This window comes from Tsukamurella pulmonis, from assembly GCF_900103175.1.
Taxonomy (GTDB): domain Bacteria; phylum Actinomycetota; class Actinomycetes; order Mycobacteriales; family Mycobacteriaceae; genus Tsukamurella; species Tsukamurella pulmonis.
This window is the reverse complement of sequence record NZ_FNLF01000002.1, coordinates 1,027,397-1,051,595: the sequence shown is the minus strand read 5'-3', so window position 1 is coordinate 1,051,595 and position 24,199 is coordinate 1,027,397. Positions and strand designations below refer to the sequence as shown.

The following is a 24,199-nucleotide window of genomic DNA, read 5'->3' as shown; positions in this document are numbered from 1 at the left end:
TACTCCTAGTTCTTACGAAACCGTGTGCGGCCGGACCTACTTCGGCAGCTTGGGCGTGATCTGCGAGTCGATCTTGCCCTGGATGGTCTTCTGCAGCGCACCGAGCACGGCCGCGGCGTCGCCGCCGGTCGCGATCTGCTGCAGCGCCTGGCCGATATCGCGACCGCCGCCGGGAACGAAGACGCGGGCGTTGTCCTGCACGCGGGTCAGCGGCAGCTGCTTGACGGCGGTGCCGAAGTTCGGGTTCTTCTCGACGAACTCCTTCATCGACGGCTCGTCGACGGCGGCCTTGCGCACCGGCATGTAGCCGGTGGCCTGCGAGAACTTCGCGGTGTTGGCCGTGTTGGTGAGGAACTCGATGAACTTCACGGCCGCGGCCTTGCGATCAGCCGAGATCCCCTCGGCCACTGCGACACCCGCGCCACCCGTCGGGCAGGACTTACCGGCGGGCCCGGGGAGGAAGGCGGTGCCCAGCTCGAACTTCGCGGTGGTGGAGATCGTCTTCAGCGAGCCGGTGGACTGCAGCGTGGCCGCGGCCAGCCCGGCACCGAAGTCGTTCTCCGGCTTGCTGGTCAGGCGCCCCCACTTGCCGATGACGTCCTTGAGCTGGTTCGCCGCACCGATCGACTCCGGGGTGGTGAACTTGAGGTCCCAGCCGTCGGAGTAGGCGCCGCCCTTGGACCAGTTCCAGCCCTCGAAGACCCAGTCGATGTAGTTCGCCGAGTCGGCGAGCACGAGCGCCTTCTTGTCGCCGCCGATGGCCTCCTGGATGCGGGGCGCCCACTGCTGGAACTCGTCCCAGTCCTTGGGGCCGCGGTCCTCGAGGCCGGCCTTCTTCCAGACGTCCTTGTTGTAGTAGAACAGCGGCGTCGAGCGGGCGTACGGGACGGCGTAGTGCTTGCCGTCGAACTTGGTGTCGGCGAGGAGCGAATCGACGTACTCCTCCGGCTTGAGGCCGGCGCCGCCGAAGAGGTCGTCGAGCGGGGCGATCTGCTTGTTGAGCGCGAAGTTGAACCAGGTGACGTCGGAGACCACGATGACGTCGGCCTTCTCACCACCGGAGAGCGAGGTCTGGAACTTCTGCGCCACCTCCTCGTAGTCCTTGCCGCCGTCGAGCAGCTCGACCTTGATGCCGGCATTGGCCTTCTCGAACGCGTCGATCAGCTCCTGCTCGGTGGCCTTGGAGCTGCCGGGGTGGTTGCTGAGGAAGCGCAGCGTGATGTCGCCGCCTCCCCCTGCGCTGCCCGAATTCGACGAGCCGCCGCCCGAGCCCGAACCGGCGCACGCGGCCGCCACCGCCGCGGTCGCCGCGAGGCCGGTGACGAGGAATCCGCGCCGTGTGAAGTCGCCCATGAGTTTCTCCCTTGGTGTTTCTTCTTCTGGTGGTCCCGGTCAGCCCTTGACGGCGCCGGAGGTCAGGCCCTTGATCATCTGCCGTTGCAGGATCAGGAAGACGACGAGCATCGGCAGGGCGGTGAGCAGGGTGGCCGCCATGACGGGGCCCCAGTTCACGCCCTGCTCGGTGTTCTGCAGCAGGGTCAGGCCGACGGGCAGCGGGGCCACGGCGGCGTTGTCCGACATCAGGAACGGCCACAGGTACTCGTTCCACTCGTTCACCAGCGTGATGACCGCGAAGGCCACCATCGTGGGGATCGAGATGGGCAGGATCACCCGGAACAGCAGCCGAAGGTGGCCCGCTCCGTCCATCCGCGCGGCCTCCACGATCTCCTTGGGCAGCGAGAGGAAGTGGTTGCGCATGAGGAAGGTGCCGAACGCGACGCCCGCCAGCGGCAGGATGATGCCGACGAAGGTGTTGCGGTAGTCCGCCATCAACGCGTAGTTCGAGATCACCGTGATCTGGTTGGGCACCATGAGCGCCGCGATCACCACGAGGAAGAGCAGCTTCTTGAACGGGAAGCGCAGGAAGACCAGCGCGTACGCCGTGCTCACGCCCAGCACGAACTTGATGGAGCCCGTGACCAGCGTGATGATCGCCGAGTTGCGCAGGTACTGCCAGTACGGGATCTCCTGCGTGACGTAGCTGTAGTTCTCCGGGTACCAGGTGGGCGGCCACCAGGTGGCGGGCGAGACGAAGATGTCCGGCCGGTCCTTGAACGAGGTGATCACGATGAAGTACACCGGCACCGCGACCAGCAGCAGCGTGGCCAGCATGCCGAGGTAGCCGAGCACCTTCATTCCGGTGCTGCCCGTAGGCGATCCGCTCACTTGTCGTCCCCCCGGTCCATCATCCGCACCTGCACCACGGTCACGATCAGCAGCACCAGGAACATGATGGTGGCGATCGTCGCGCCGTAGCCGGCGCGCTGATTGCGGAAGGTCTGCCAGTAGATGTCGAAGACCATCGTCGTGGTCCCGCTCTGCGGCCCGCCGTCCGGGAACATGATGTTGAGGATGTCGAAGACCTGGAGGCTGTTGAGCAGCACCGTGATCGACAGGAAGTAGGTGGCCGGGCGCAGCTGCGGCAGCGTGACCCGCCAGAACTTGCGCCACACCGGCGTCCCGTCGATCGCGGCGGCCTCGTCGAGGTCCTTGTTCAGGCCCTGCAGCGCCGCGAGGTAGATGACGAAGGTGTAGCCCAGGTTCTTCCAGATGTAGGTGAAGGTCACCAGGAACAGCGCCCAGCCCGGATTCTGGTAGAAGTCGGGGCTCTCGATGCCGAACCAGGCGAGGATCGATGCGGCGGCACCGAACTGCGGGTTGAAGACGAAGTAGAACGCCGCACCGATCGCCGCGCCGGAGATCACGAAGGGCGCGAACACCGCCGAGCGGACCAGGTTGCGCCCCTTGAGGTTCTGATCGAGCAGCATCGCCAGCGCCAGGCCCAGCACCATGGAGAAGAGCACCGCGCTCACGGTGAAGATCAGCGTGACGGTGACGACCTGCCAGCTCTCCGCCTTGGTGAAGAACTCGCGGTAGTTGTCGAGCCCGATCCATTTCGCCGGCTCCGAGCTGGCGAGCGACCAGTCCTGGAAGCTCAGCCGCACGTTGTCGATCAGCGGTCGGTAGGTGAAGACGGCCAGCAGCACCAGGTTCGGCACCACGAACAACAGGAACAGCAGGTTGTCCTTGGGCACCAGGTTGGCGGCCAGCCCCGTTTTGGGTGATGGCTCCACCCGTTCGGTCGTGGCGGTCACTGCCGTAGCGTGCTGTACTTTCCCGTCCGGCGGACGAAAACCGGGAAAAGATTCGGTAACGAATGCATGATCGCGCGGTGCCCCTGCACACCGGCGGACATGACAGATGTCATGGCCGATCGGTGACAACCGGCGGGAAACCCCTGACAACGGGCACTACTGACGCACCGGGATCGCGGCGAGGCTTGATGTCATGAACGCCAGCGATCTGCACACCGCCCACCGTCCGCACCAGCCGGCCCCGGCACCGTCGTCCGGGGCACTGCACAACCTCTTCGTCGACGCGTGCCGCTTCGGCCCCGCTCCGACCCGGGCCCGCGAGGGCGCCGTGGTCGTGACGACCGTCCTCCTGATCGCGCTCGTCGTGGTCCTGTTGCAGCCGCCCGTCGTCGCGGCCGCGATCGTCAGCGCCGTCGCCGCGCTGCACCTCGCGGTGCGGTGGGTGCTCGGCATGCGGAAGTGGGACCGCTGATGAGCGCCGGGATCGACCTCGCCGCCGACCCCGTCATCGAGGCGAGCGGCCTGCGCCGGACGTACGGCACGGGCGCGAACGCCTTCGAGGCCGTGCGCGGCATCGACCTCACCGTCCGGCAGGGCGAGGTGTTCGCACTGCTCGGCACCAACGGCGCCGGAAAGACCTCGACCCTCGACCTGCTCGAGGGCCTGGCCGCGCCGAGCGGCGGCGAGCTCGCCGTCTTCGGCCTCGACCCGCGGCGCGACCGCCGCCGGGTGCGCCCGCTCTGCGGCATCATGCTGCAGTCCGGCGGCCTCCCCGCCGAGCTCACCGTGCGCGAGACGCTCGAGATGTGGCGCGGCACCTGCAGCAACCCCACCACCGCCGACGCGGTGCTCGAGCGGGTCCGCCTCACCGAGCGCGGCGACGTGCGGGTGCGCGCGCTCTCCGGCGGCGAGCAGCGCCGCCTCGACCTGGCGTGCGCCCTCATCGGCCAGCCCCGCCTGCTCTTCCTCGATGAGCCGACCACCGGTCTCGACCCGGAGAGCCGGCACGCCACCTGGAAGCTGCTCGCCGAACTCAAGAGCGACGGCGTCACGATGGTGCTCACCACGCACTACCTCGACGAGGCCGAGGCGCTCGCCGACCGGATCGCGATCATGCACCGCGGTGCGATCGCCCGGCTGGGCACGCTCCGCGAGATCGTCGACGGCCACCCGGCCGAGATCGCCCTCGACGATCCGGCGGTGCCGCTGCCCGCGCTGAGCGGCTCCTGGACCGCCGCGCCCGACGGTGCCGGCCGGGTCACCCTGCGCACCCACCGCCTGCAGGAGGACCTGCACGCGCTGCTCACCTGGGCGGCCGACCGGAACCTGACCCTCACCGGCCTCTCGGCCCGTCATCCCTCCCTCGAATCGGTCTTCCTCGCGCTGGCGACCGGCGCCGGCGACGATGCGACCACCCCCTCCCCGATCGGAGCCCCCGCATGACCACCGCCACCCGGCCGGCCACCGTCGGCTACGGCCGCCACCCGCTGCGCGCCCTCGCGCACGCCGAGTTCCTGCAGTTCCGGCGCAACAAGACCCTGCTGTTCATGGGCACCGTCTTCCCCGTCGGCACGCCGCTGCTGCTGTTCTTCCTCGCCCGCGGCGACCAGGCGCCGAAACCCCTCGGCGTGGCGGTCACGCTGGAGATGTTCACGGTCTTCGCGCTGCTGTTCGTGCAGTACTACTCGGTGCTGTCGATGGTCACCACCCGCAGGTCCGAAGGGGTGCTCAAACGGCTGCGCACCGGCGAGTCCTCGGACCTGCAGATCCTGGCCGCCCCCGGTGTGCCCGGCGTCGCCCTCACCGTGCTCGGCGCGGTGATCGTGTGCGGCGCGGTGTACGGGGCCGGCGGACCGCTGCCGGTGAACGCGCTGCTCATGCTGCTCGCGCTCGCCGCCGGCCTGGTGATCTTCACCCTCCTCGCGCTCGCCACCAGCGCGATGACCAAGAACGCCGAGGCCGCGCAGATCACCTCCATGCCGGTCATGATCGTCTCGATGGCCGGACTGGCGAGCATCCGGCAGATCCTCCCCGAGCGGCTGGCCCTGATCGCGGACTGGACGCCGTTCGCCGCGATCTCCGACCTCATCCGCCTGGGCCAGGCGGGTCTCGCGCCCGGCGCACCCGACGACGCCGCGGCGCTCGGCTTCGCCGCCACCTTCGGCGAGACGGGCCGCCCGCTTGCGACACTGGTCCTATGGACCCTGATCGCAGTGATCCTCGCCAAACGGTGGTTCCGCTGGGACGATCGGGGATGATGCCGGGCCCGCTGCGCCGCGCCGTCGCGTGGTGGCAGGACATGCCCAGCGTCGAGAAGTACCGCCTCTACACCCGGCTCGTGCTGCAGACCGTCATGATCGGCGTGGTCGTGATGATCCTGGTCAGCGGCGCCCGCACCTGGCCGACGGTGGGCGTCGTCGTCGCGGGTCTCGCCGCGATCGCCGGCATCGAGGCGCAGCCCGACCTCGCTCTCCGCGCGACGGCGCGCCAGCGGCGCCTGGCCTGGCGGTTCGCCGTCGTGGGCGTCGTGGGGGCCTGGCTGATCGCCGTGGCCTCCGCCCGGCTCGCGGGAGCGGGCGGTGATCGCGAGGCCGCGATCACCGCGTCCATGACCCTGCTCATGGCGTCCGCGGGCGTCATCCCCTTCGTCCGCCACCGCTGGGCCATCCTGGCGGTGGGCGCGGTCCTGACCCCGTTGCTGACCGGCGTGCCCGATCCGGTGCGGCTCGCGCTGCTGCTGATCTTCGTGGGCACCGCCCTGATGTGGACCTCGCGCAGCACCGTCTGGGCGCTGCAGGTACTCACCGAACTGGAGAACGGCAAGCGCCTCGCCGCCGAGCTCGAGGTCGCGCAGGAGCGGTTGCGCTTCTCCCGCGACCTGCACGACGTGGTGGGCCGCGCCTTCTCCGCCATCGCGGTCAAGAGCGAACTCGCCGCCACCCTCACCCGCGCCGGCGCCACGGACCGCGCGGCCGACGAGATGGACGAGGTCAAGGCGCTCGCCGTCGCCTCCATGGAGGACGCGCGCTCGTTGGTCCGCGGCTACCGCGGCATCGACCTGGGCACCGAGGTCGCCGGCGCCCGCTCGCTGCTCTCGGCCGCGGGCTGCGACCTGCGGGTCATCGGCGAGCCCGGCGCCGTGCCGAGGACCTTCCACGAGGCCGCCGCCTGGGTGGTGCGCGAGGGCACCACCAACATCGTCAAGCACTCCACGGCGACGCAGGCCGTGCTCACCCTCACCCCGTCGGGCCTGGTCCTGCGCAACGACGGTGCGCGCGTGCGCTCCGGGGACGACGGCGCACCGTCGGGCATCGACGGGCTGCGCGGCAGGCTCCGAGCGGTGGGGGCGGACCTGACCGGCGCACGCGACGGCGACGAGTTCACCCTGTCCGCGACCTGGGAGGCGGCATGAGCGACACACCGGCGATCGAGGTGATGATCGCGGACGACGAGCACCTCATCCGCGCGGCGGTGGCCGCGCTGCTCGATCTCGAATCCGACATCACGGTGATCGCGCAGGCCGCGTCCGGCACCGAGCTGATCGCCCTGTGGGAACGTCGCGCCGCCGACGGCCCGGCGTCGCCCGTCGCGGTGATCGACCTGCAGATGCCGGGGCCCGACGGCATCGACACCGCGGCCGAGCTGCTCCGGCGCACCCCCGACGCCGCGACCCTCATCGTCACCAGCCACGGGCGCCCCGGCTACCTCAAGCGCGCCCTGGCGACGGGGGTCCGCGGGTTCCTGCCCAAGACCGCCCCCGCCGCGACGTTGGCGCAGGTCATCCGCACCGTGCACGACGGTGGGCGGTACGTCGACCCCGAGCTCGCGGCGGAGGCGATCAGCGCCGGCGACTCGCCCCTGACCGCACGCGAGGCCGACGTGCTGGAGTTCGCCGCCGACGGCGCCTCGGTCGAGGAGATCGCCAAGCGCGCCCACCTGAGCGCGGGCACCACGCGCAACTACCTCTCGTCGGCGATGGCCAAGCTGGGGACGTCGAACCGGTACGAGGCCGCGGTCCGCGCGCGGGAACTGGGGTGGATCCTGTGACCCATGTCTCGGTGTAACGTACTGGCGTCCGCGGACGATGCACTCCGTGCGCCCCCTACACGAAGTGGTCACTTTCCGCTGGGGACGTTGAGTACAACGACCGAAGTGCGTAGACTTTCGGGATAATCTGGAACTGATCCAAACGTCGAAAGAGGAATGATGTCGACCCGCCAACTGACGCAGCTGGAGCTCCTGAAGGAGCTCTCCGGTGTCGCCGAGGACAACGTCAATCGCCATCTCTCGATGACGAAGGACTGGAGCCCCCACGACTACATCCCGTGGTCGGACGGCAAGAACTACGCGGCGCTCGGCGGGACCGACTACGACCCCGAGGAGAGCCAGCTCGACGAGGTCGCCAAGGCCGCGATGATCACCAACCTCCTCACGGAGGACAACCTCCCGACGTACCACCGGGAGATCGCCGCGAACTTCTCCATGGACGACGCCTGGGGCCACTGGGTCGGCCGCTGGACCTCCGAGGAGAACCGCCACGGCATCGCGATGCGCGACTACCTCGTGGTCACCCGCGGCGTGGACCCGGTCAAGCTCGAGCAGGCCCGCATGATCCACATGACCAACGGCTGGGATCCGCAGGGCAAGGTCGCGCAGCACACCGAGCAGAAGATGACGATGCTGCACTCGGTGGCGTACGTGACCTTCCAGGAGCTCGCCACCCGCGTGAGCCACCGCAACACCGGCAAGGTCTGCAAGGACCCGATCGCCGACAAGATGCTGCAGCGCATCGCGGCGGACGAGAACCTGCACATGATCTTCTACCGCAACATCTCGGCGGCCGGCCTCGACCTGGTCCCGGACCAGGCGATCCGCTCGATCACCGACACCATCAAGCACTTCGAGATGCCCGGCGCCGGCATGCCCGACTTCCGTCGCAACGGCGTGCTCATGGCCAAGCACGGCATCTACGACCTGCGCCAGCACAAGGACGAGGTCGTCATGCCCGTCCTGCGCAAGTGGAAGATCTTCGAGCGCGAGGACTTCGGGCCCGAGGGCGAGCGCACCCGCGAGGAGCTCGCGGCCTTCCTCGACGAGCTCGAGGCCGCGGCCGTGAAGTTCGAGGAGATGCGCGACCGTTCGCTGGCCCGCGAGGCCGCCAAGCGCGAGAAGGCCGGCCTGGCCGTCTAGCCACCGACTCACCGGGACCCGTCGCGCCACCAGGTGCGGCGGGTCCCGTCGTTTCCGGGCACTCCGCCACCTCCCGCGCGGGCAGGTTTGCCACGGCACGACGGCGCGGCGATCATGGGGTGAACGCCCCGGAAGGAAGGCTCCACGATGACCACTGCCACCACCGCGCAGCCCAAGCTGCGCATCGGTCGGTTCGAGCTCGACTCCCCCGTCGTGCTGGCGCCGATGGCGGGCGTGACGAACGTGGCCTTCCGCAGCCTGTGCCGCGAGCTCGAGCGCGCGCGGACGGGCACCGTCGCGGGGCTGTACGTGTGCGAGATGGTCACCGCGCGGGCCCTGGTCGAGCGGCACCCCGTCACGATGCACATGACCACCTTCGCGCCCGACGAGGACCCGCGCAGCCTGCAGCTCTACACCGTCGACGCGAAGTGGACCTACGAGGCGGCGCGGATGATCGCCGAGGAGGGCCTCGCCGACCACCTCGACATGAACTTCGGCTGCCCCGTCCCCAAGGTCACCCGCCGCGGCGGCGGCTCCGCACTGCCCTACAAGCGGAACCTGTTCGCGAGCATCGTCGACGCCGCGGTCCGCGGCATCGCCGACGGCGGCCAGGGCGGGCACATCCCCGTCACCGTGAAGTTCCGCGTGGGCATCGACGACGAGCACCACACCCACCTCGACGCCGGCCGCATCGCCGCCGAACAGGGCGCCGTCGCGGTGGCCCTGCATGCGCGCACCGCGGCGCAGCGCTACTCCGGCCAGGCCGACTGGGACGAGATCACCCGGCTCAAGGAGCACGTGCACCACCACTTCGGCGACACCGTCCCGGTGCTCGGCAACGGCGACATCTTCGCCGCCGAGGACGCGGTGACCATGATGGAGCGCACCGGTTGCGACGGGGTCGTCGTGGGCCGCGGCTGCCTCGGCCGGCCGTGGCTGTTCTCCGAGCTCTCCTCCGCGATCAACGGCACCCCGATGCCCGTCCCGCCGAATCTCGGCGAGGTCACCGACATCATGTACCGGCACGGCGAGCTCCTGGCCGCGCACCACGGCGAGGACAAGGGCATGCGGGAGATCCGCAAGCACGTCGCCTGGTACCTGCGCGGCTTCCCGGCCGGCGGCGAACTGCGCACGCGGCTCGCCACCGTCAAGACGCTCGGCGATCTGCGGGCGCTGCTCGACACCCTCGACCCCGATGTGCCCTTCCCCAAGGACGCCGAGGGCCCGCGCGGGCGGCAGGGGACGCCCGGCAAGGTGGTGCTCCCCGAGGGCTGGCTCGACGATCCGTGGGAGTCCGACGCCGCCGCGATGCCGGGTGCCGAGGAGGAGACCAGCGGCGGTTAAGCGTCGTTCACCCGGCGTTCATCCAACGCTGCGATTGCGTACGAAAAGCCCGATATACTGCGCACATGCGTAATGCGTACATCCAGCAGATGGCTGCTTTCAACGACATCCTCGGTGATATCTGCGACAAGTCGGGTATCGCGATGGAGAAGGCGACCAACTCGCTGCTCCAGGCCGATCTCGCGCTCGCCGAAGAGGTGATCACCGAGCACGACGAGATCGTCCGGCTCAGCCGTCGCGCCGAGGAGGAGGCCTTCTCCCTGCTCGCACTGCAGGCGCCCGTCGCCAGCGACCTGCGCGTGGTGGTCTCCGGCTTCCAGATCGTGGCCGACGTCGACCGCATGGGCGCGCTCGCACTGCACGTCGCCAAGGTGACCCGCCGCCGGTTCCCGAACAAGACCCTCCCCGAGGAGGTCAACGGCTACTTCGCCGAGATGGGCCGCCTCGCCGTCGAGCTGGCGAACTCCGCCCGAGAGGTCCTGGTCACCCAGGACCCGAAGCAGGCCGCGGAGATCGAGGAGCAGGACGATGCGATGGACGATCTGCACCGCCACCTGTTCACCGTGCTGATGGATCGCGAGTGGAAGCACGGCGTCGCCGCCGCCGTCGACGTGACGCTGCTGGGCCGCTACTACGAGCGCTTCGCCGACCACGCCGTCGAGATCGGGCGCCGCGTGATCTTCCAGGCCACGGGCAGCCCCGAGCCCACCGCGGACGTCTCCAAGTAGGACCACCCGCACGAACGGCCGCCCTTCGGGGCGGCCGTTCCGCTGTCCGGGGCCGGCCCGAGCCGGCCGGGAATCAGGAACTCACGCCGCCCTGCAGCTGCAGGATCCGCCCGCCCAGGTGGATGTCCGAGCCCACCGCCAGCGGCACGGGCTGCCCCGGCGGCAGCCGCAGCGGCTGCGCGGCCCCGGGCGGGCGCACCCAGGTGCCGTTGGCGGAGCCCACGTCGATGGCCAGCACCTGCCACCCGTCGATCCGGATCTCCAGGTGCGCGCGCGAGAGCGCACCGGTGCGGTCCGGCAGCACGACGGGCGCGAGCCGGCCGGCACCGTCGACCGAGCGGCCCGCACGCTGCGCGACGAACGCGGCCGGGTCCCGGCCGAGCACCAGGTCGCCCTCGACCACGAACGCGGTGCCGTCGTCGGCGACGAGCACGCCCAGCGGCGGGCGGGGGCCTCGCTCGAGGGAGGCCCGGCGGTCGACGAGGGCCCCGCACCGCGTGCAGTAGGCCGCGATGGGCGCGTTGAGGTGCCCGAAGGCGCAGCGCCGGCCCTCGACCACCGGCCCGGCGGGCGCGGCGGCATTCACCGCGCCGACCTCCACGTCGTACTCGGTGGCGGCGAACAGCGGGCTCACCCCGGTGGGCTCCTCGTTGGTGGGCGCGTCGGCGGGGAAGACGTCGGTCGCGATCTCCCCCTCCCCCGCGGGCCGCACCGAGGCCTCCGACCACAGCACGATCCCGGCGCCGGGAACGGCGCCGCCGCCGAGCCGCAGCGCGGTCGGACCGCACACGGGGGCGGGCGGGGGCGGAGGACCGACGGTGATCGTGACCACCGCGCCGGGTGCCAGGGGCGCAACCCGCTCGACGAGGTCCGCGTCGGCGTGCAGGACGTGCTCGGGTGCCGCGGCGTCCGCGGCGGCGAAGATCGCGACGGTGACGGCCCGCTCGGCGTCGACGCCGGCGGCGCCCCGCAGCAACGCCCGCACGGAATCGTCCCCGACCTCCACCAGTGCGAAGGCGACCCCGGCGTGGTCGCGGACGGTGGCGGTCCGATCGCCGTCGGCCTCGAGGGCGGCGATCAACCCCGCGGCCGCGGCCGGGCCGCCGAGCGCCGGCGCGTCGACGAGGAGCACCGCGTTCCGTGCGCGGGCGACGACGCGGTTGCCCGGCAGCACGGTGCTGTACCGGCCGTCGGCCGGGGGCTGCGATGTCATCGTCCTAGGATACGACCGATATCCGACATCACCGCCCGGGTGTGACCGGTCAGCCGAAGCGGCCCGAGATGTAGTCCTCGGTGGCCTGCTCGTCCGGATTGGCGAACATCTTCTCGGTCGGGTTGATCTCGATGAGCTTGCCCGGCTTACCGGTGGCCTCGAGGTTGAAGAAGGCCGTCTGGTCCGAGACGCGGGCGGCCTGCTGCATGTTGTGGGTCACGATGACGATCGTGTACTTCTGCTTGAGCTCGCCGATCAGGTCCTCGATCGCGAGCGTCGAGATCGGGTCGAGCGCCGAGCAGGGCTCGTCCATGAGGAGCACGTCGGGGCTGACGGCGATGGCGCGGGCGATGCACAGGCGCTGCTGCTGGCCGCCGGAGAGGCCGCCGCCGGGCTTGTTCAGCCGGTCCTTGACCTCGCCCCAGAGGTTGGCGCCGCGCAGCGACTGCTCGGCCACCTCGTCGAGCTTGGACTTGCTGCGGATGCCCTGCAGCTTGAGCCCGGCCACGACGTTGTCGCGGATCGACATGGTGGGGAACGGGTTGGGCCGCTGGAAGACCATGCCGATGGTCTTGCGCACGCCCACCGGATCGACGCCGGCGCCGTAGATGTCGGCACCGTCGAGCGTGATGTGCCCGTCGACGCGGGCGCCCGGGGTCACCTCGTGCATGCGGTTGATCGACCGGAGGACCGTCGACTTGCCGCAACCGGACGGTCCGATGAACGCCGTCACGGAGTTCGGCGGCACCGTCAGCGAGACGTCCTGCACCGCGTGGAACGCGCCGTAGTAGATGTTCAGGTCCTTGATGTCCAGGCGCTTCGCCATGATGGTTCTCCTTGTTACTTCGTCTTGGGGGCGAGCAGCCGGGACATGAGGGCGGCGAGGCCGCTCGCGATGCCCACGAGGATCACCAGCGTGAGGGCGGCGCCCCAGGCCCGGTACTCGCCGACGGCGCCGGGGTTGTTGCGGTACTGGTCGTAGATGAACAGCGGCAGCGAGGACATGTTGCCGTTGAACAGGTCGTAGTTCATCCGGTCGCTGATGCCGACGAGCAGCAGCACGGGCGCGGTCTCGCCGACGACGCGGGCGATGGCGAGGAAGACGCCGGAGACCATGCCGGACGCGGCGGTCGGCAGCACGATGCGCACAATGGTCTTCCACTTGGGCACGCCGAGCGCGTACGAGGCCTCGCGCAACTCGTTCGGCACGAGTTTGAGCATCTCCTCGGTGGCGCGCACCACGACGGGGACCATGAGCAGGATCAGCGCGAGGCTCACCGCGAACGCCGACTGGGGCATGCCGAAGGTGGTGATCCAGATGCCGAAGATGAAGAGTGTGGCGACGATCGACGGGATGCCGGCGAGCACGTCGACCATGAAGGTGGTGATCCGCCCGAGGCGCGTGCCCTCGGCGTACTCGACGAGGTAGATGCCCACCATGACGCCGATCGGCACGGAGAACAGTGTCGCGATGCCGGCCTGCACGAGCGTGCCGTACAGGGCGTGACGGATGCCGCCCGCGTAGGAGTCGGGGGCCACGCGGACCATCGACTTGGTCCACCACTCGGGGCTGACGATCGCCGGCATGCCGTTGGCGATCACCATGTAGAGCAGCGAGACCAGCGGCGCGAGCGCCAGCAGGAAGCAGGCGCCGAAGATGATCGCGGCGGCGTTGTTCTTGATCCGCCGCGCGGTGGAGGTGCGGTGGAAGACGGTGCCGCTCTTGGCGACGTCGTCGAGTTCGGTGGCGGTCATCCGTTCACCCGTCCCCCGCCGATCCAGCGGGCGATCGCGTTCACCACGAAGGTGAGCAGGAATAGCACGAGGCCGGCGGCGATGTAGGCGCCGCGCTGGTCGACGTTGTCGAACTCAGCCGCGGCGGAAGCGATCTTCGAAGCGAAGGTGTAGCCGCTGTCGAACAGCGACCAGATGGAGGTCTTGGTGGCGGCGAACAGGATGATCAGCACCGCGATCGTCTCGCCGAGCGCGCGGCCGAGCGCCAGCATGGAGCCGGCGACGATGCCGGAGCGACCGTAGGGGAAGACCGTCAGGCGGATGACCTCCCACTTCGTGGCGCCCAGGGCCAGTGCGGCCTCCTGGTGCGCCACGGGGGTCTGGCGCAGCGCCTCTCGGGTGATCGAGGTGATGATCGGCAGGATCATGATCGCCAGCACGATGCCGGCGGTGAACACCGTCGAGCCGAGCGAGAGCTCCACGTTGCCGGTCTTGAACAGGAAGAACCAGCCGAGGTTCTCGTTGAGCCAGCGCTGCAGCGGCACCAGGAACGGCGCGAGGACGAAGATGCCCCACAGGCCGTAGATGATCGACGGGACCGCGGCCAGCAGATCGATCACCGCGCTGAGCGGGCGCGAGAGGCGCTGCGGCACGTACTGCACCAGGAAGGTGGCGATACCGACGGCCACCGGCACGGCGATCACGAGCGCCATCACCGAGGACAGCACCGTGATCTTGAGCAGTTCGAGGATGCCGAACCGCATGTTCGAGGGGTTGGTCTGCCACTCGGAGCTGGTGAGGAAGTTGACGTTGTTCTTCGTCAGCGCCGGGATCGCCTGCACCACGAGCTGCAGGAAGATGAGCGCGATGACCGCGACCAGGAGGATCCCGGAGGCGTAGCTGGCCCACTTGAAGATCTTCTCCATGCGGTCGGTGCCGTGGGCGAACTTCGTCCGGGAGGGGGCCCCGTCGACGGCCGCTGCGGCGGTCGCCGCACCGTCGGAACCGGCGTCCCTGTCGGTTGAATCCTCAGTCGCCATGTCTCCCCGTTGATCGGCCACGCGAAAGCTGTCCCTTCCGGCTGGCGGGACGCCGTGCGAGCACCATTGTGCCCGCCCGCACGGCGTCCCGTCCTGCGTCGTTCGTTACTGGATGGAGTCGATCGACTCGTTCAGCGTGGTGCGGAAGGACTCGGGGATCGGGGCGTAGCCCTGGCCCTCGAGCTGGTCCTGCGCCTGCTTGCTGGCCGCGACCTTGAGGAAGGTCTTCAGGCCCTTGCCGACCTCGGCGTCCGAGTACTTCGAGCACACGATCTCGTAGGTCGCGAGGACGATCGGGTAGGCGCCCGCGGCCGACGGCTTGTAGAAGCCCTCGGTGTCGATGACGAGGTCCTTGCTGCCCGGGGTCTTGAACTTGGCGGACTCGATGGTCTTGCCCACCGACTCGTTCGAGAGCTTGACCGCCTCGGGGCCGGCCGAGGTGATGATGTTGGCGACCTGCAGCTTCTGCGCCTTGGCGAAGCTCCACTCGGCGTAGGTGATGGTGCCCTCGGCCTTGTTCACGGTCGCGGCGACGGCGGCGTTGCCGCTCGCGCCCTGACCGGTGCCGCCCTTGAAGGCCTTGCCCTTCTTATCGGCGGACCACTCGGCCGGCGCGGCCGAGGCGAGGTACTTCTGGAAGTTCTCGGTGGTGCCCGACTCGTCGGAGCGGAAGACGACGGTGATCGGCAGGTCCGGGAGCGCGGTGCCGTTGTTCTCGGCGGCGATCTCGGGCGCGTTCCACTTGGTGATCGCGCCGCTGAAGATCTTCGCCAGGGTCGGGGCCGAGAGGTTCACGGACACGTCGCCGGGGAGCTTGTAGGCGACGGCGATCGGGCCGAAGACGAGCGGCAGGTTCAGCGCGGGGGCGCCGCACTTCTCCTCGGCCTTCTTCGCCTGGTCGGCGTTGAGCGGCGAGTCGGAGCCGCCGAAATTGGTCAGGCCCGAGGTGAACTCGGTGATGCCCTGGCCCGAGCCGTTGCCGCTGTAGTCGACGTTCGCGCCGTCGCAGTCCTGGGCGAAGGTGTTCTTGAAGACGGTCATGGCGTTCGCCTGCGCCGTCGAGCCGCTGCCCTTGAGCTGCAGCTTGCCGTCGCACTGCACACCCGAGCCGCCGCCCGCGGAGCCGCCCGCGGCCTCGCTCGACTCCTCGCCGCCGCACGCCGACAGGGTCAGGGACAGGGCGGCCACCATGGCAAGGGCCGATACGGATCCACGCTTGAAGTTCACCGAGATTCCTCCGGGTCGGGTCAGGATTGAGCACCCCGGCTTTGCGGGTGTCATCCAGCAACATAGGGAGGCCGGGTGTCCGAATCGGGTGTCCCGAGTGAACGGCCGGGAAACTCGGCAGGTCGAACGGATTACCGTCGCGCGTACGCCACGTGTCTTTCGTTTTCCTTAAAACCTAGTCCGGCGTAGGTCCGCAGCGCCGCGGCGTTGTCGCCCTCGACGTACAGCTCCACCGTGGCGAGCCCGCGCCCGGCCAGGTACTCCAGGCCGACGGCGGTGAGCAGACGCCCCAGCCCACGACCCTGACCTGCGGGATCGACCGCCACGATGTACACCTCGCCGAGGCCGGCGGCGGGGTCGGCGACCTTGGTCCAGTGGAAGCCCAACAGGCGGCCGGCCTCGTCCACGGCGAGGAACAGCCCGGCCGGATCGAACCAGTCGGCGCCGGTCCGCTCGTCGATCTGCGCACCCGTCCAGCCGCCCTGCTCGGGGTGCCAGGAGAAGGCCGCGTTGTTCACCGCGAGGATCGCGGCGTCGTCCTCGGGGCCGGCGTAGGTCCGCACCCGCACCCCCTCCGCGGGCGACGGTGCCGGGTCGAGTCCGGCCAGCGGGCGCCGGAGGTTGAGCAGGGTACGCACCGCGTCCAGGCCCAGTTCCGCAGCGAGCGCGCGGGCCGCGGGCAGGTCCCCGTGCGCCCAGACGGTGCCGTCCGCCCCGACGAGTTCGAGGGCGCCGGTCACCAGGGCGCGGCCCGCGCCCCGTCGGCGCTCCGACGGTGCCACGACGACCTCCGCCGCACCGGGGCCTCCCGCGGGCGGGACGACGACGCCCGCGTAGCCCGCCACGGCGCCGCCGGCGCCCCGTGCGAGCAGGTGCGGGCCGTCGCCGGTGATGCCGAGACGGAACTGCTCCGAGAGCGCCCCGATGCCGTCGGCGGACTCCGCGGCCGCGGCGATCGCGAGCACCGCCTCCGGCTCGTCGATCGGTCCGCGCACCACGTCGACCATCTACAGCTCCTCGAGATCCTCGTCCGTCGGTTCCATGTCCTCGACGGGCCGCTCGCCCTTGCCGCGCACGGGCCGCACCGCCTTGTAGCCCACGTTACGGACCGTGCCGATCATGCCCTCGTGCTCGGCGCCGAGCTTGGCGCGCAGGCGCCGCACGTGCACGTCGACGGTGCGCGTGCCACCGAAGAAGTCGTAGCCCCACACCTCCTGCAGCAGCTGGGCGCGGGTGAAGACCCGGCCCACGTTCTGCGCGAGGAACTTGAGCAGCTCGAACTCCTTGTAGGTCAGGTCGAGCGGCTTGCCGCGCAGGCGGGCGGTGTAGGTGCCCTCGTCGATCACGAGCTCGCCGAGCGTGACCTTGTCGACCACCTCCTCCTCGCCGCCGCCGTCGCGACGGGCCGCGACGAGCCGCAGCCGCGCGTCGATCTCCGCCGGGCCGATCGCCGGCAGCAGGAAGTCGTCGATGCCCCAGTCGGCGTTCGCCGCGACCAGTCCGCCTTCGGTGAGCACCGCGACCACGGCCATCCGCCCGCCGCCCGTGCTGCCCAGCAGGCGGCACAGGCCGCGCGCGGTCACCAGATCGGAGCGGGCATCCACCAGCGCGACCTCGGCCGGACCGACCTCGAGCAGCGAGGAGACGTCCGCGGGCAGCGCCCGCACCGTGTGCGGCAGCAGCGACAGCGACGGCAGCACCGTGTCGGGCTCCCGGTCGGATGTGAGCAGGATCAGATCCACATGCCCTCCCCACTGCGCGGCGGTCCGGATGGAAAACAACGAATGTCACAATAGCGGTGGTCAGGGCGTCATGCGTGATGGCGCCCAGGTGAACGGGAGGAACACAGCGTGGTGCAGGGGCAGGGACGGGCGTGGATCAGGCGGGTTCTGATCGCCGTTGCGACACTCCTCACAGTCGCGCTGGCGGCCGAACTCGGGTCCGCCGCGACCGCCGAGTACCGCCTGTCCCGGGAACTGCGCGCCGCCGCGGGCCTGGCCGACGACCCCGAGGTCACCATCGGCGGGTTCCCCTACCTGACCTCGGGCGGACACCACTCCAAGCTGACCATCGCGGTGCCCGCGCAGGTGCACGGCAAGAGCGCGCGCCTCGAGGCCGAGTTCGCGGACGTGCGCATCCCCGGCGGGCCCCTGCCGGGTTTCACGCCGGACACCCCGATCGCCGCGGGGCACGTCGAGTCGCGCGTGCGCCTGGACCAGAAGACGGTGGGCCGCTACATGGGCATCGTCGACCTGCAGGTGCACACGCCGGCCCCGAAGCGCCCCGGCGCGGGCAGCCCGGCCGACGGGTACGTCAAGGCGGCGAAGGGCATCGTGCTCACGGGCACCGTGCCGCTGCCGACACCCACGCAGCCGCAGCGCACCGTGCTGATCTCCGTGGCGGCGGACTTCGCCGCCGAGGGCGACGCGATCGCGGTGCGCGCCACCGGGATCTACACCGGGCCCGAGGAGCACCGGAAGGCGGAACTGGCGCCGGGCGAGGACGCGGCGGTGCTCGCCGCGTTCAGCCGCACGCTGCCCGCGATGGATCTGCCCTTCGGGATCGCCCCCACCGCGGCGCGGGCCGAGAACGCCGACGTGGTGCTGCTCGGCGAGGCCGACGACGTCACGGTCACCCCCGGTGCCTTCTACCGGCCCGCCGGTCCCGCCGCCGCGTGACGATCCCCCGCTGACGACCCTCCCGTGACGCACCCGCCCGGGTTGGGTATTCTGGGCGCCATGCGCAACCGCTGTGAGCTGCTGCTCACCCGCCGTCTGGCGGTCGATCTGTGCCGTATGGCCGGTTGTCGCTGTCTGGGCTAGTCCCGTTCTCCCCCGGGCCGGGTGCATTCCCGCTTCTTCGCCGACGCACCCATCTCCGCCCACCCAGCGCGATCCGCGCACCCCTCGAAGTAGCGTCCGCGCCTTCGCGTCCGCACGTCATGGAATCAACGAAAGGGATCCTCATGGCACGCTCCGACGTCCTGGTCTCCGCAGACTGGGCTGAACAGAATCTCGATACCCCGGGTGTCGTCTTCGTCGAGGTCGACGAGGACACGTCGATCTACGACGACAACCACATCCAGGGCGCCGTGCGCCTCGACTGGCGCAAGGACCTGCAGGATCCGCTCCGCCGCGACTTCCTCGACCGGGAGGGCTTCTCCAAGCTCCTCTCCGAGCGCGGCGTCGGCAACGACGACACCGTGGTCCTCTACGGCGGCAACAACAACTGGTTCGCCGCGTACGCCTACTGGTACTTCAAGCTCTACGGCCACCAGGACGTCAAGCTGCTCGACGGCGGCCGCAAGAAGTGGGAGCTCGACGGCCGCCCGCTCTCGACCGAGGCGGTCTCCCGTCCGGCGACGAGCTACCAGGCCGAGCCCGTCGACCTGTCGCTGCGCGCCTTCCGCGACGAGGTGATCGACTCGATCGGCAAGAAGAACCTCATCGACGTGCGCTCGCCCGACGAGTTCTCCGGCAAGATCTCCGCTCCCGCGCACCTGCCGCAGGAGCAGGCGCAGCAGCGCGGCCACGTGCCCGGCGCGATCAACATCCCGTGGTCGACCACCGCCAACGAGGACGGCACCTTCAAGTCGGACGAGGACCTCGCGGCGCTGTACGCCGAGAAGGGCTTCGACGACACCAAGGAGACCATCGCCTACTGCCGCATCGGCGAGCGCAGCTCGCACACGTGGTTCGTGCTCCAGGAGATCCTGGGCAAGAAGAACGTCAAGAACTACGACGGCTCGTGGGTCGAGTACGGCTCCCTCGTCGGCGCCCCGATCGAGAAGTAAGGATTTCAATCATGTGTGGAGCTCCCAAGCAGGGCCAGGTCCTGCCCGCAGGTGTCGACGTCGAGAAGGAGACGGTCCTGACCGGTTCCGTCCTCGACGCTGCCGGTAACCCCGTCGCGGGCGCGTTCGTGCGCCTGCTCGACGGCACCGGCGAGTTCACCGCCGAGGTCGTCGCCTCGGGCACCGGCGACTACCGCTTCTTCGCGGCGCCGGGCACCTGGACGCTGCGCGCCCTGTCCTCGGTGGGCAACGGCGACATCCAGGTCTCGCCCGAGTCGAACGGCGTCTACAACCAGGACATCACCGTCTCCAAGTAGGCATCGCAGGTGAGGGGCGCGCATCCGGCTACCGGGTGCGCGCCCTTTCCGTTTCCGCTGCCCGGCGGAAATCGGACGGGTAGCGTCGACAATCAGTACCGGAACGGTATTACGTCGCGCAACCGCTACCCGAGGAGTCCGAGTGCCCGCTCCCACCGACGCCGAGTACTTCGACCTCGGCGACCTCACCCTGCAGTCCGGCCACACCCTGCGCGGCGCCCGGCTCGCGTACAAGACCTTCGGCACGCTCAACGCCGAGAAGTCGAACGTGATCGTGTACCCCACCTGGTACTCGGGCTGGCACACCGACAACGAGTGGCTCGTCGGCACCGACAAGGCGCTGGACCCGGACGAGTACTTCATCGTCATTCCCAACATGCTGGGCAACGGTCTGTCGACGTCCCCCTCGAACGCGGGGGCGCCGTACGACCACGCCCGGTTCCCGCTGGTCACCTTCTACGACCAGGTGCAGGCGCAGCACCGGCTGCTCACCGAGAAGTGGGGCGTCTCGACGATCGCGCTGGTCACCGGCTGGTCGATGGGCGCGGGGCAGACCTACCAGTGGGCCGTGAGCCACCCGGAGATGGTGCAGCGCGCGGCGCCGTTCTGCGGCTCCAGCCGCACCGCCCCGCACAACCAGGTGTTCCTGGAGTCGCTGCGCACGGCACTGGAGGCGGACGCCGCGTGGGCCGACGGCGACTACTACCCCATCCGGCCGCCGATCAAGGGGCTGCGCGCGTTCGCCCGGATCTACGCCGGGTGGGGTTTCTCCCAGGCCTTCTACTGGCACGAGACGTGGCGCGAGCTGGGCTTCACCTCGCTCGACGACTTCCTCTACGGCTTCTGGGAGAAGTTCTTCCGCGACGGCCGCGATCCGAACAACCTCATCGCGATGATCCGCACCTGGCACGCCGGGAACGTCGGGAACACCCCCGGGTTCGACGGTGACCACGAGGCCGCGCTCCGGTCCATCAAATGCCCCTTGCTGGCGATGCCGGCGGAGAAGGACCTCTACTTCCCGCCGGAGGACGAGGTCTGGGCCTCGCAGTTCATCGAGCACGGCGACGTGCGGGTGATCCCGGGCGTGTGGGGCCACTTCGCAGGCGGCGGTGCCAACCCCGTCGACACGGCCTTCATCGACGCCGGCCTGCGGGAACTCCTCGCCCGCCCCGGCTACACCGGGTAGCCCGCACCTCTCCTGAAGATCGAATCTCACGTTCCGCCCGCCCGCAGCGTCTACAGGGCAGGATCGAGAACGAGGAGAGACCATGATGATCGGATCGAGTACGGCGCGGGCGCGTCCGGGGACGGCGTGAAGGCGCCGTTCGCGCGCATCGTCGACGAGCACGGCGCGACGGTGCTGCGCGTGTGCCGCGCGATTCTGGGCCCGCACGACGCCGAGGACGCGTGGTCGGAGACCTTCCTCTCCGCGCTGCGCGCCTACCCGGAGCTGCCGGAGTCGGCGAACGTGGAGGCCTGGCTGGTGACGATCGCGCACCGGAGGGCCATCGACCAGGTGCGGGCGGCGCAGCGCCGGGCCGTGCCCGTCGACGCGGTGCCGGAGCGTCCCGTCGCCTCCGCCCTGCCCGACGGTGACCTCTGGCTCGCCGTCGCCGCCCTGCCGGACAAGCAGCGGCAGGCGCTCGCGTACCGCTACGCGGCGGACCTGCCCTACGCCGAGATCGCCGAGATCCTCGGCGGCACCGTCGAAGCCGCGCGCCGCGCCGCCGCCGACGGCCTCAAGACACTGCGCACGAGAACCACGAGGGAGGACCTCGCATGAACGACATCACCGATCTCCTGGCCGCCACGGCCGACACCGACGGCGACGCCCTCGCCCGCCTGCGAGCCGGGCTGGCGACGCGGGCGGCGGCGCAGGACCTGCTCGACGTCGCGTTCACCACGGTCGACTCCCCCGTCGGTCCGCTGCTGTTGGCCGCGACCGAGCGCGGCCTACTCCGTGTGGCGTACGCCCGCGAGGATCACGACGCCGTACTGGAGGCGTTGGCGCACAAGGTGAGCCCGCGGATCCTCCGCGCCCCACAGCGGCTCGACCGTGCGTCGCGCGAGCTGGACGAGTACTTCGCCGGGACGCGCACCGCGTTCGACCTGCCGCTCGATCACGCTCTCTCACACGGCTTCCGGCAACTGGTGCAGAGCCGGCTGCCCGACATCGGCTACGGCACCACGCTGAGCTACAAGCAGGTGGCGGAGCTGGTCGGCAGCCCGGCGGCGGTCCGCGCCGTCGGCACCGCCTGCGCGACGAACCCGCTGCCCGTCGTGGTTCCCTGCCACCGCGTGGTGAAGTCCGACGGCGGGATCGGGCAGTACGTCGGCGGCGTCGAGGCGAAAGCAGCTCTGCTGGAGCTGGAGTCGGCGGCATGACCGCGATCGCCGCCGACTGGAATGCGATCGCCGCCGAGCTGGACTCGGTCGGCGGGGCGCTGCTGCCGCGCCTGCTGTCCGACGAGCGCACGACGGAGCTGCGCGGGCTGTACCCGCGGGACGAGCTGTTCCGCAGCACCATCGACATGGAGCGGTACCGGTTCGGCGCGGGCGAGTACCGGTACTTCGAGCGCCCCTACCCGGAGCCGATCGACGAGCTCAAGCACGCGCTGTACCCGCACCTACTGCCCATCGCGCGCGACTGGTGGGGTCGGCTGGGCCGGGAGGCGCCGTGGCCCGACGACCTCGACGAGTGGCTCGCGATGTGCCACGACGCGGGCCAGCGGAGGTCGACGGCGATCCTGCTCAAGTACCGCGCCGGCGACTGGAACGCGCTGCACCGGGACCTCTACGGCGAGTGGGTCTTCCCCCTGCAGGTGGTGATCGCGCTCAACGATCCCGGCGTGGATCACGAGGGCGGCGAGTTCCTCCTGCTCGAGCAACGGCCCCGCGCGCAGTCCCGCGGCACGTCGTTCACCCTGCCGCGCGGGCACGGCTTCGTCTTCACCACCCGCGACCGCCCGGTCCGCTCCGCGCGCGGCTGGTCGGCGGCGCCGGTGCGGCACGGCGTCTCGACGGTCCGCTCCGGCGAACGGCACACGCTCGCCCTCGTCTTCCACGACGCGGCGTGACATGGATTCCCCGATGCTGTTCCCACCCGATCGGACGCCGGTGGCGCTCGCGCCCGGGGCCTCGCTGATCCGCGGCTGGCTCGACCTCGATCGCCAGGCGTGGATCGCCGACCGGTTCCGGGAGTGGGCGGCGGGCCCCGTGCCGATCCGCGCCGCCACGGTGCGCGGCCACCCGATGTCGGTGCGCACCGTGTGCCTGGGCTGGCACTGGCAGCCGTACCGGTACACCCGGGACGCCACCGACGTGAACGGCGCACGGGTGCTGCCGTTCCCGGACTGGCTGGTGCGGGCCGGCCGGCGGGCGCTGGCCGATACCGGGCACGACGCCGGCGAGGTGGAGCGGTACACGCCCGACACGGCGCTCGTGAACTTCTACGACGAGCACGCGCGCATGGGCATGCACCAGGACAAGGACGAGGTCTCCCGCGCTCCCGTCGTCTCGCTGTCGATCGGCGACAGCTGCACCTTCCGGCTGGGCAACACGGACGACCGCAACCGCCCGTACACCGATGTCACGCTGGAGTCCGGCGACCTCGTGGTCTTCGGCGGCCCGTCCCGGCTCGCCTTCCACGGCGTCACCGCGATCCATCCCGGCACGGCGCCGCCGGGCTGCGGCCTCGACGCGGGCCGGATCAACCTGACCCTGCGGGAGACCGGCATGGCCGGCTGACGGCGCTCACCGGCTCCGGCGGCGTCACGACGCCGCGTCGGGCCCATCCGGCAGGGGCAGCGCGCAGATCCGCTCCGCCTCGGCGGCGTCGACGCCGAAGCCGACCAACAGGGTGCGGGTCATCGCGTCGGCGGCGGCCGCATCGTCGCGGTCGGGATCGTCGACGAGGAGCTGCCCGAGCATGAGCATCGCCCCCGCCGTCGCGGCGAGCGCCAGGTCGGGGTCGGCCACCGTGAAGCGGCCCCGCTCGATCGCATCGAGCAGGTCGCGGCGGGGGAACTGCATGAGTTCTCCCCGGACGCTGAGCATCGGGGCGCCCGAGCGGAGCAGGATGCCGCTCAGTTGCGGCAGCCGGCGGTGCATCCGGCCGACCAGACGCAGACACGCCGCGTAGCGTTCGACCGGATCGGTGACCTCCCCGGTGAGCTCGCCGAGTCCCGCCACGATCTCCCGCGCCGCGGTCTCGCTCGCCGCGGCGAAGAGCTCGTCCTTGGTGGCGAAGTGGTTGTAGAACGACCCCAGACCCACGTCCGCGAGGTCGGTGATGGCCGACACCGCGACGTCGGTCCGCCCCTCGGCGAGGAGTCGCTGCCCCGCCCCGATCAGCGCCGCGCGCGTGCGCACCTTCCGCTGTTCGAGGCGACTGGTCGGCGCCGCCGAGCCCGTGCCGGCCATCGATCCTCCTTCATCCGAGCGCAGTGATGAAGACAT

The 24,199-nt window shown here is 70.4% G+C and carries 27 protein-coding genes; 16 read left to right on the top strand and 11 right to left on the bottom strand.

Annotated elements, in window-relative coordinates; translation table 11 throughout:
* Window positions 1-36: 36 nt before the first annotated feature.
* Genes BLQ62_RS05325 through BLQ62_RS05315 form a run of 3 tightly spaced genes read right to left on the bottom strand, consistent with a single transcriptional unit; the run spans window position 37 to window position 3,110 of the window.
* Window positions 37-1,353, bottom strand: coding sequence for an ABC transporter substrate-binding protein (locus tag BLQ62_RS05325; protein WP_068566842.1), 1,317 nt, complete (start codon window positions 1,351-1,353; stop codon window positions 37-39).
* A 39-nt stretch (window positions 1,354-1,392) separates the two neighbouring features.
* Entirely contained in the window at window positions 1,393-2,196 is an 804-nt protein-coding gene (locus BLQ62_RS05320; protein WP_231857675.1) for a carbohydrate ABC transporter permease, read from the bottom strand.
* 26 nt (window positions 2,197-2,222) lie between these two features.
* A complete protein-coding gene (locus BLQ62_RS05315) occupies window positions 2,223-3,110 on the bottom strand; it encodes a carbohydrate ABC transporter permease (protein WP_414929923.1) in 888 nt (295 codons plus the stop codon).
* A gap of 238 nt (window positions 3,111-3,348) precedes the next feature.
* Between BLQ62_RS05315 and BLQ62_RS05310 the strand changes: the two genes are divergently transcribed.
* From BLQ62_RS05310 to phoU, 8 genes are all read left to right on the top strand, one after another.
* A complete protein-coding gene (locus BLQ62_RS05310; protein WP_068566844.1) occupies window positions 3,349-3,627 on the top strand; it encodes a hypothetical protein in 279 nt (92 codons plus the stop codon).
* The gene (locus BLQ62_RS05305; protein WP_068567384.1) at window positions 3,627-4,598 is read left to right on the top strand and encodes an ABC transporter ATP-binding protein; all 972 of its coding nucleotides are present in this window, start codon (window positions 3,627-3,629) and stop codon (window positions 4,596-4,598) included. Before BLQ62_RS05310 ends, BLQ62_RS05305 begins: the two co-directional genes overlap by 1 nt.
* Window positions 4,595-5,413, top strand: coding sequence for an ABC transporter permease (locus BLQ62_RS05300; protein ID WP_068533208.1), 819 nt, complete (start codon window positions 4,595-4,597; stop codon window positions 5,411-5,413). Before BLQ62_RS05305 ends, BLQ62_RS05300 begins: the two co-directional genes overlap by 4 nt.
* Complete coding sequence (locus BLQ62_RS05295) at window positions 5,410-6,567, top strand: sensor histidine kinase (protein WP_068566846.1); 1,158 nt, start codon at window positions 5,410-5,412, stop codon at window positions 6,565-6,567. The genes BLQ62_RS05300 and BLQ62_RS05295 overlap by 4 nt, the downstream gene beginning before the upstream one ends.
* Window positions 6,564-7,202 (top strand): response regulator transcription factor, encoded by a 639-nt coding sequence (locus BLQ62_RS05290; protein ID WP_068566848.1) that lies wholly within the window; start codon window positions 6,564-6,566, stop codon window positions 7,200-7,202. Before BLQ62_RS05295 ends, BLQ62_RS05290 begins: the two co-directional genes overlap by 4 nt.
* A 156-nt stretch (window positions 7,203-7,358) precedes the next feature.
* On the top strand, window positions 7,359-8,345 hold the full coding sequence (locus BLQ62_RS05285) for an acyl-ACP desaturase (RefSeq protein WP_082756648.1): 987 nt from the start codon (window positions 7,359-7,361) through the stop codon (window positions 8,343-8,345).
* Between the two features lie 147 nt (window positions 8,346-8,492).
* Entirely contained in the window at window positions 8,493-9,689 is a 1,197-nt protein-coding gene (dusB, locus tag BLQ62_RS05280) for a tRNA dihydrouridine synthase DusB (protein WP_068533215.1), read from the top strand.
* Window positions 9,690-9,754: 65 nt separating this feature from the next.
* Window positions 9,755-10,417, top strand: a complete 663-nt coding sequence (phoU, locus tag BLQ62_RS05275; RefSeq protein ID WP_068522727.1) for a phosphate signaling complex protein PhoU — start codon at window positions 9,755-9,757, stop codon at window positions 10,415-10,417.
* 73 nt (window positions 10,418-10,490) lie between these two features.
* Here phoU and BLQ62_RS05270 read toward each other — a convergent pair whose 3' ends face one another.
* The 7 genes from BLQ62_RS05270 to BLQ62_RS05240 all read right to left on the bottom strand — a co-directional run bounded on the left by BLQ62_RS05270 (window position 10,491) and on the right by BLQ62_RS05240 (window position 17,373).
* The gene (locus BLQ62_RS05270; protein WP_068566851.1) at window positions 10,491-11,630 is read right to left on the bottom strand and encodes an FHA domain-containing protein; all 1,140 of its coding nucleotides are present in this window, start codon (window positions 11,628-11,630) and stop codon (window positions 10,491-10,493) included.
* A 49-nt stretch (window positions 11,631-11,679) separates the two neighbouring features.
* Complete coding sequence (pstB, locus tag BLQ62_RS05265; RefSeq protein ID WP_068566853.1) at window positions 11,680-12,456, bottom strand: phosphate ABC transporter ATP-binding protein PstB; 777 nt, start codon at window positions 12,454-12,456, stop codon at window positions 11,680-11,682.
* Between the two features lie 14 nt (window positions 12,457-12,470).
* On the bottom strand, window positions 12,471-13,385 hold the full coding sequence (gene pstA, locus BLQ62_RS05260; RefSeq protein WP_068533221.1) for a phosphate ABC transporter permease PstA: 915 nt from the start codon (window positions 13,383-13,385) through the stop codon (window positions 12,471-12,473).
* Window positions 13,382-14,404 (bottom strand): phosphate ABC transporter permease subunit PstC, encoded by a 1,023-nt coding sequence (gene pstC / locus BLQ62_RS05255; RefSeq protein WP_068533223.1) that lies wholly within the window; start codon window positions 14,402-14,404, stop codon window positions 13,382-13,384. The genes pstA and pstC overlap by 4 nt, the downstream gene beginning before the upstream one ends.
* A 105-nt stretch (window positions 14,405-14,509) precedes the next feature.
* The gene (pstS, locus tag BLQ62_RS05250; RefSeq protein ID WP_068533225.1) at window positions 14,510-15,595 is read right to left on the bottom strand and encodes a phosphate ABC transporter substrate-binding protein PstS; all 1,086 of its coding nucleotides are present in this window, start codon (window positions 15,593-15,595) and stop codon (window positions 14,510-14,512) included.
* Window positions 15,596-15,762: 167 nt separating this feature from the next.
* Entirely contained in the window at window positions 15,763-16,638 is an 876-nt protein-coding gene (gene mshD / locus BLQ62_RS05245; protein WP_068566856.1) for a mycothiol synthase, read from the bottom strand.
* The gene (locus BLQ62_RS05240) at window positions 16,639-17,373 is read right to left on the bottom strand and encodes a winged helix-turn-helix domain-containing protein (protein ID WP_068566858.1); all 735 of its coding nucleotides are present in this window, start codon (window positions 17,371-17,373) and stop codon (window positions 16,639-16,641) included.
* 108 nt (window positions 17,374-17,481) lie between these two features.
* On the opposite strand from BLQ62_RS05240, the gene BLQ62_RS05235 reads away from it, so the two are divergent.
* The 8 genes from BLQ62_RS05235 (at window position 17,482) to BLQ62_RS05200 (ending at window position 23,488) form a co-directional block, all read left to right on the top strand.
* Window positions 17,482-18,309, top strand: a complete 828-nt coding sequence (locus BLQ62_RS05235; RefSeq protein WP_068566860.1) for an LmeA family phospholipid-binding protein — start codon at window positions 17,482-17,484, stop codon at window positions 18,307-18,309.
* 287 nt (window positions 18,310-18,596) lie between these two features.
* Complete coding sequence (locus BLQ62_RS05230; protein ID WP_068533232.1) at window positions 18,597-19,424, top strand: sulfurtransferase; 828 nt, start codon at window positions 18,597-18,599, stop codon at window positions 19,422-19,424.
* An 11-nt stretch (window positions 19,425-19,435) separates the two neighbouring features.
* Window positions 19,436-19,741 (top strand): DUF1416 domain-containing protein, encoded by a 306-nt coding sequence (locus BLQ62_RS05225; protein ID WP_068533234.1) that lies wholly within the window; start codon window positions 19,436-19,438, stop codon window positions 19,739-19,741.
* Between the two features lie 142 nt (window positions 19,742-19,883).
* Window positions 19,884-20,927, top strand: coding sequence for an alpha/beta fold hydrolase (locus BLQ62_RS05220; protein ID WP_068566863.1), 1,044 nt, complete (start codon window positions 19,884-19,886; stop codon window positions 20,925-20,927).
* Window positions 20,928-21,053: 126 nt separating this feature from the next.
* Complete coding sequence (locus tag BLQ62_RS05215) at window positions 21,054-21,524, top strand: RNA polymerase sigma factor (protein WP_068566865.1); 471 nt, start codon at window positions 21,054-21,056, stop codon at window positions 21,522-21,524.
* A complete protein-coding gene (locus BLQ62_RS05210) occupies window positions 21,521-22,126 on the top strand; it encodes a methylated-DNA--[protein]-cysteine S-methyltransferase (protein WP_082756650.1) in 606 nt (201 codons plus the stop codon). The genes BLQ62_RS05215 and BLQ62_RS05210 overlap by 4 nt, the downstream gene beginning before the upstream one ends.
* Complete coding sequence (locus tag BLQ62_RS05205) at window positions 22,123-22,818, top strand: 2OG-Fe(II) oxygenase (RefSeq protein WP_068566867.1); 696 nt, start codon at window positions 22,123-22,125, stop codon at window positions 22,816-22,818. The genes BLQ62_RS05210 and BLQ62_RS05205 overlap by 4 nt, the downstream gene beginning before the upstream one ends.
* 1 nt (window position 22,819) lies before the next feature.
* Window positions 22,820-23,488, top strand: coding sequence for an alpha-ketoglutarate-dependent dioxygenase AlkB family protein (locus BLQ62_RS05200; protein ID WP_068566870.1), 669 nt, complete (start codon window positions 22,820-22,822; stop codon window positions 23,486-23,488).
* Window positions 23,489-23,512: 24 nt separating this feature from the next.
* Here the strand turns inward: BLQ62_RS05200 and BLQ62_RS05195 are convergent, their stop codons facing one another.
* Entirely contained in the window at window positions 23,513-24,163 is a 651-nt protein-coding gene (locus BLQ62_RS05195; RefSeq protein ID WP_068566872.1) for a TetR/AcrR family transcriptional regulator, read from the bottom strand.
* Window positions 24,164-24,199: the final 36 nt, after the last annotated feature.

Excerpts from the sequence above, each read along its gene's own strand:
- BLQ62_RS05320 (WP_231857675.1), bottom strand. The coding sequence starts at position 2,196 with ATGAAGGTGCTCGGCTACCTCGGCATGCTGGCCACGCTGCTGCTGGTC.
- BLQ62_RS05195 (WP_068566872.1), bottom strand. The coding sequence starts at position 24,163 with ATGGCCGGCACGGGCTCGGCGGCGCCGACCAGTCGCCTCGAACAGCGG.
- pstC (WP_068533223.1), bottom strand. The coding sequence starts at position 14,404 with ATGGCGACTGAGGATTCAACCGACAGGGACGCCGGTTCCGACGGTGCG.
- BLQ62_RS05230 (WP_068533232.1), top strand. The coding sequence starts at position 18,597 with ATGGCACGCTCCGACGTCCTGGTCTCCGCAGACTGGGCTGAACAGAAT.
- dusB (WP_068533215.1), top strand. The coding sequence starts at position 8,493 with ATGACCACTGCCACCACCGCGCAGCCCAAGCTGCGCATCGGTCGGTTC.
- BLQ62_RS05290 (WP_068566848.1), top strand. The coding sequence starts at position 6,564 with ATGAGCGACACACCGGCGATCGAGGTGATGATCGCGGACGACGAGCAC.
- BLQ62_RS05270 (WP_068566851.1), bottom strand. The coding sequence starts at position 11,630 with ATGACATCGCAGCCCCCGGCCGACGGCCGGTACAGCACCGTGCTGCCG.
- BLQ62_RS05305 (WP_068567384.1), top strand. The coding sequence starts at position 3,627 with ATGAGCGCCGGGATCGACCTCGCCGCCGACCCCGTCATCGAGGCGAGC.
- mshD (WP_068566856.1), bottom strand. The coding sequence starts at position 16,638 with ATGGTCGACGTGGTGCGCGGACCGATCGACGAGCCGGAGGCGGTGCTC.
- pstA (WP_068533221.1), bottom strand. The coding sequence starts at position 13,385 with ATGACCGCCACCGAACTCGACGACGTCGCCAAGAGCGGCACCGTCTTC.
- pstS (WP_068533225.1), bottom strand. The coding sequence starts at position 15,595 with ATGGTGGCCGCCCTGTCCCTGACCCTGTCGGCGTGCGGCGGCGAGGAG.
- pstB (WP_068566853.1), bottom strand. The coding sequence starts at position 12,456 with ATGGCGAAGCGCCTGGACATCAAGGACCTGAACATCTACTACGGCGCG.
- BLQ62_RS05285 (WP_082756648.1), top strand. The coding sequence starts at position 7,359 with ATGATGTCGACCCGCCAACTGACGCAGCTGGAGCTCCTGAAGGAGCTC.
- BLQ62_RS05225 (WP_068533234.1), top strand. The coding sequence starts at position 19,436 with ATGTGTGGAGCTCCCAAGCAGGGCCAGGTCCTGCCCGCAGGTGTCGAC.
- BLQ62_RS05295 (WP_068566846.1), top strand. The coding sequence starts at position 5,410 with ATGATGCCGGGCCCGCTGCGCCGCGCCGTCGCGTGGTGGCAGGACATG.
- BLQ62_RS05210 (WP_082756650.1), top strand. The coding sequence starts at position 21,521 with ATGAACGACATCACCGATCTCCTGGCCGCCACGGCCGACACCGACGGC.
- BLQ62_RS05300 (WP_068533208.1), top strand. The coding sequence starts at position 4,595 with ATGACCACCGCCACCCGGCCGGCCACCGTCGGCTACGGCCGCCACCCG.
- BLQ62_RS05325 (WP_068566842.1), bottom strand. The coding sequence starts at position 1,353 with ATGGGCGACTTCACACGGCGCGGATTCCTCGTCACCGGCCTCGCGGCG.
- BLQ62_RS05205 (WP_068566867.1), top strand. The coding sequence starts at position 22,123 with ATGACCGCGATCGCCGCCGACTGGAATGCGATCGCCGCCGAGCTGGAC.
- phoU (WP_068522727.1), top strand. The coding sequence starts at position 9,755 with ATGCGTAATGCGTACATCCAGCAGATGGCTGCTTTCAACGACATCCTC.
- BLQ62_RS05200 (WP_068566870.1), top strand. The coding sequence starts at position 22,820 with ATGGATTCCCCGATGCTGTTCCCACCCGATCGGACGCCGGTGGCGCTC.
- BLQ62_RS05310 (WP_068566844.1), top strand. The coding sequence starts at position 3,349 with ATGAACGCCAGCGATCTGCACACCGCCCACCGTCCGCACCAGCCGGCC.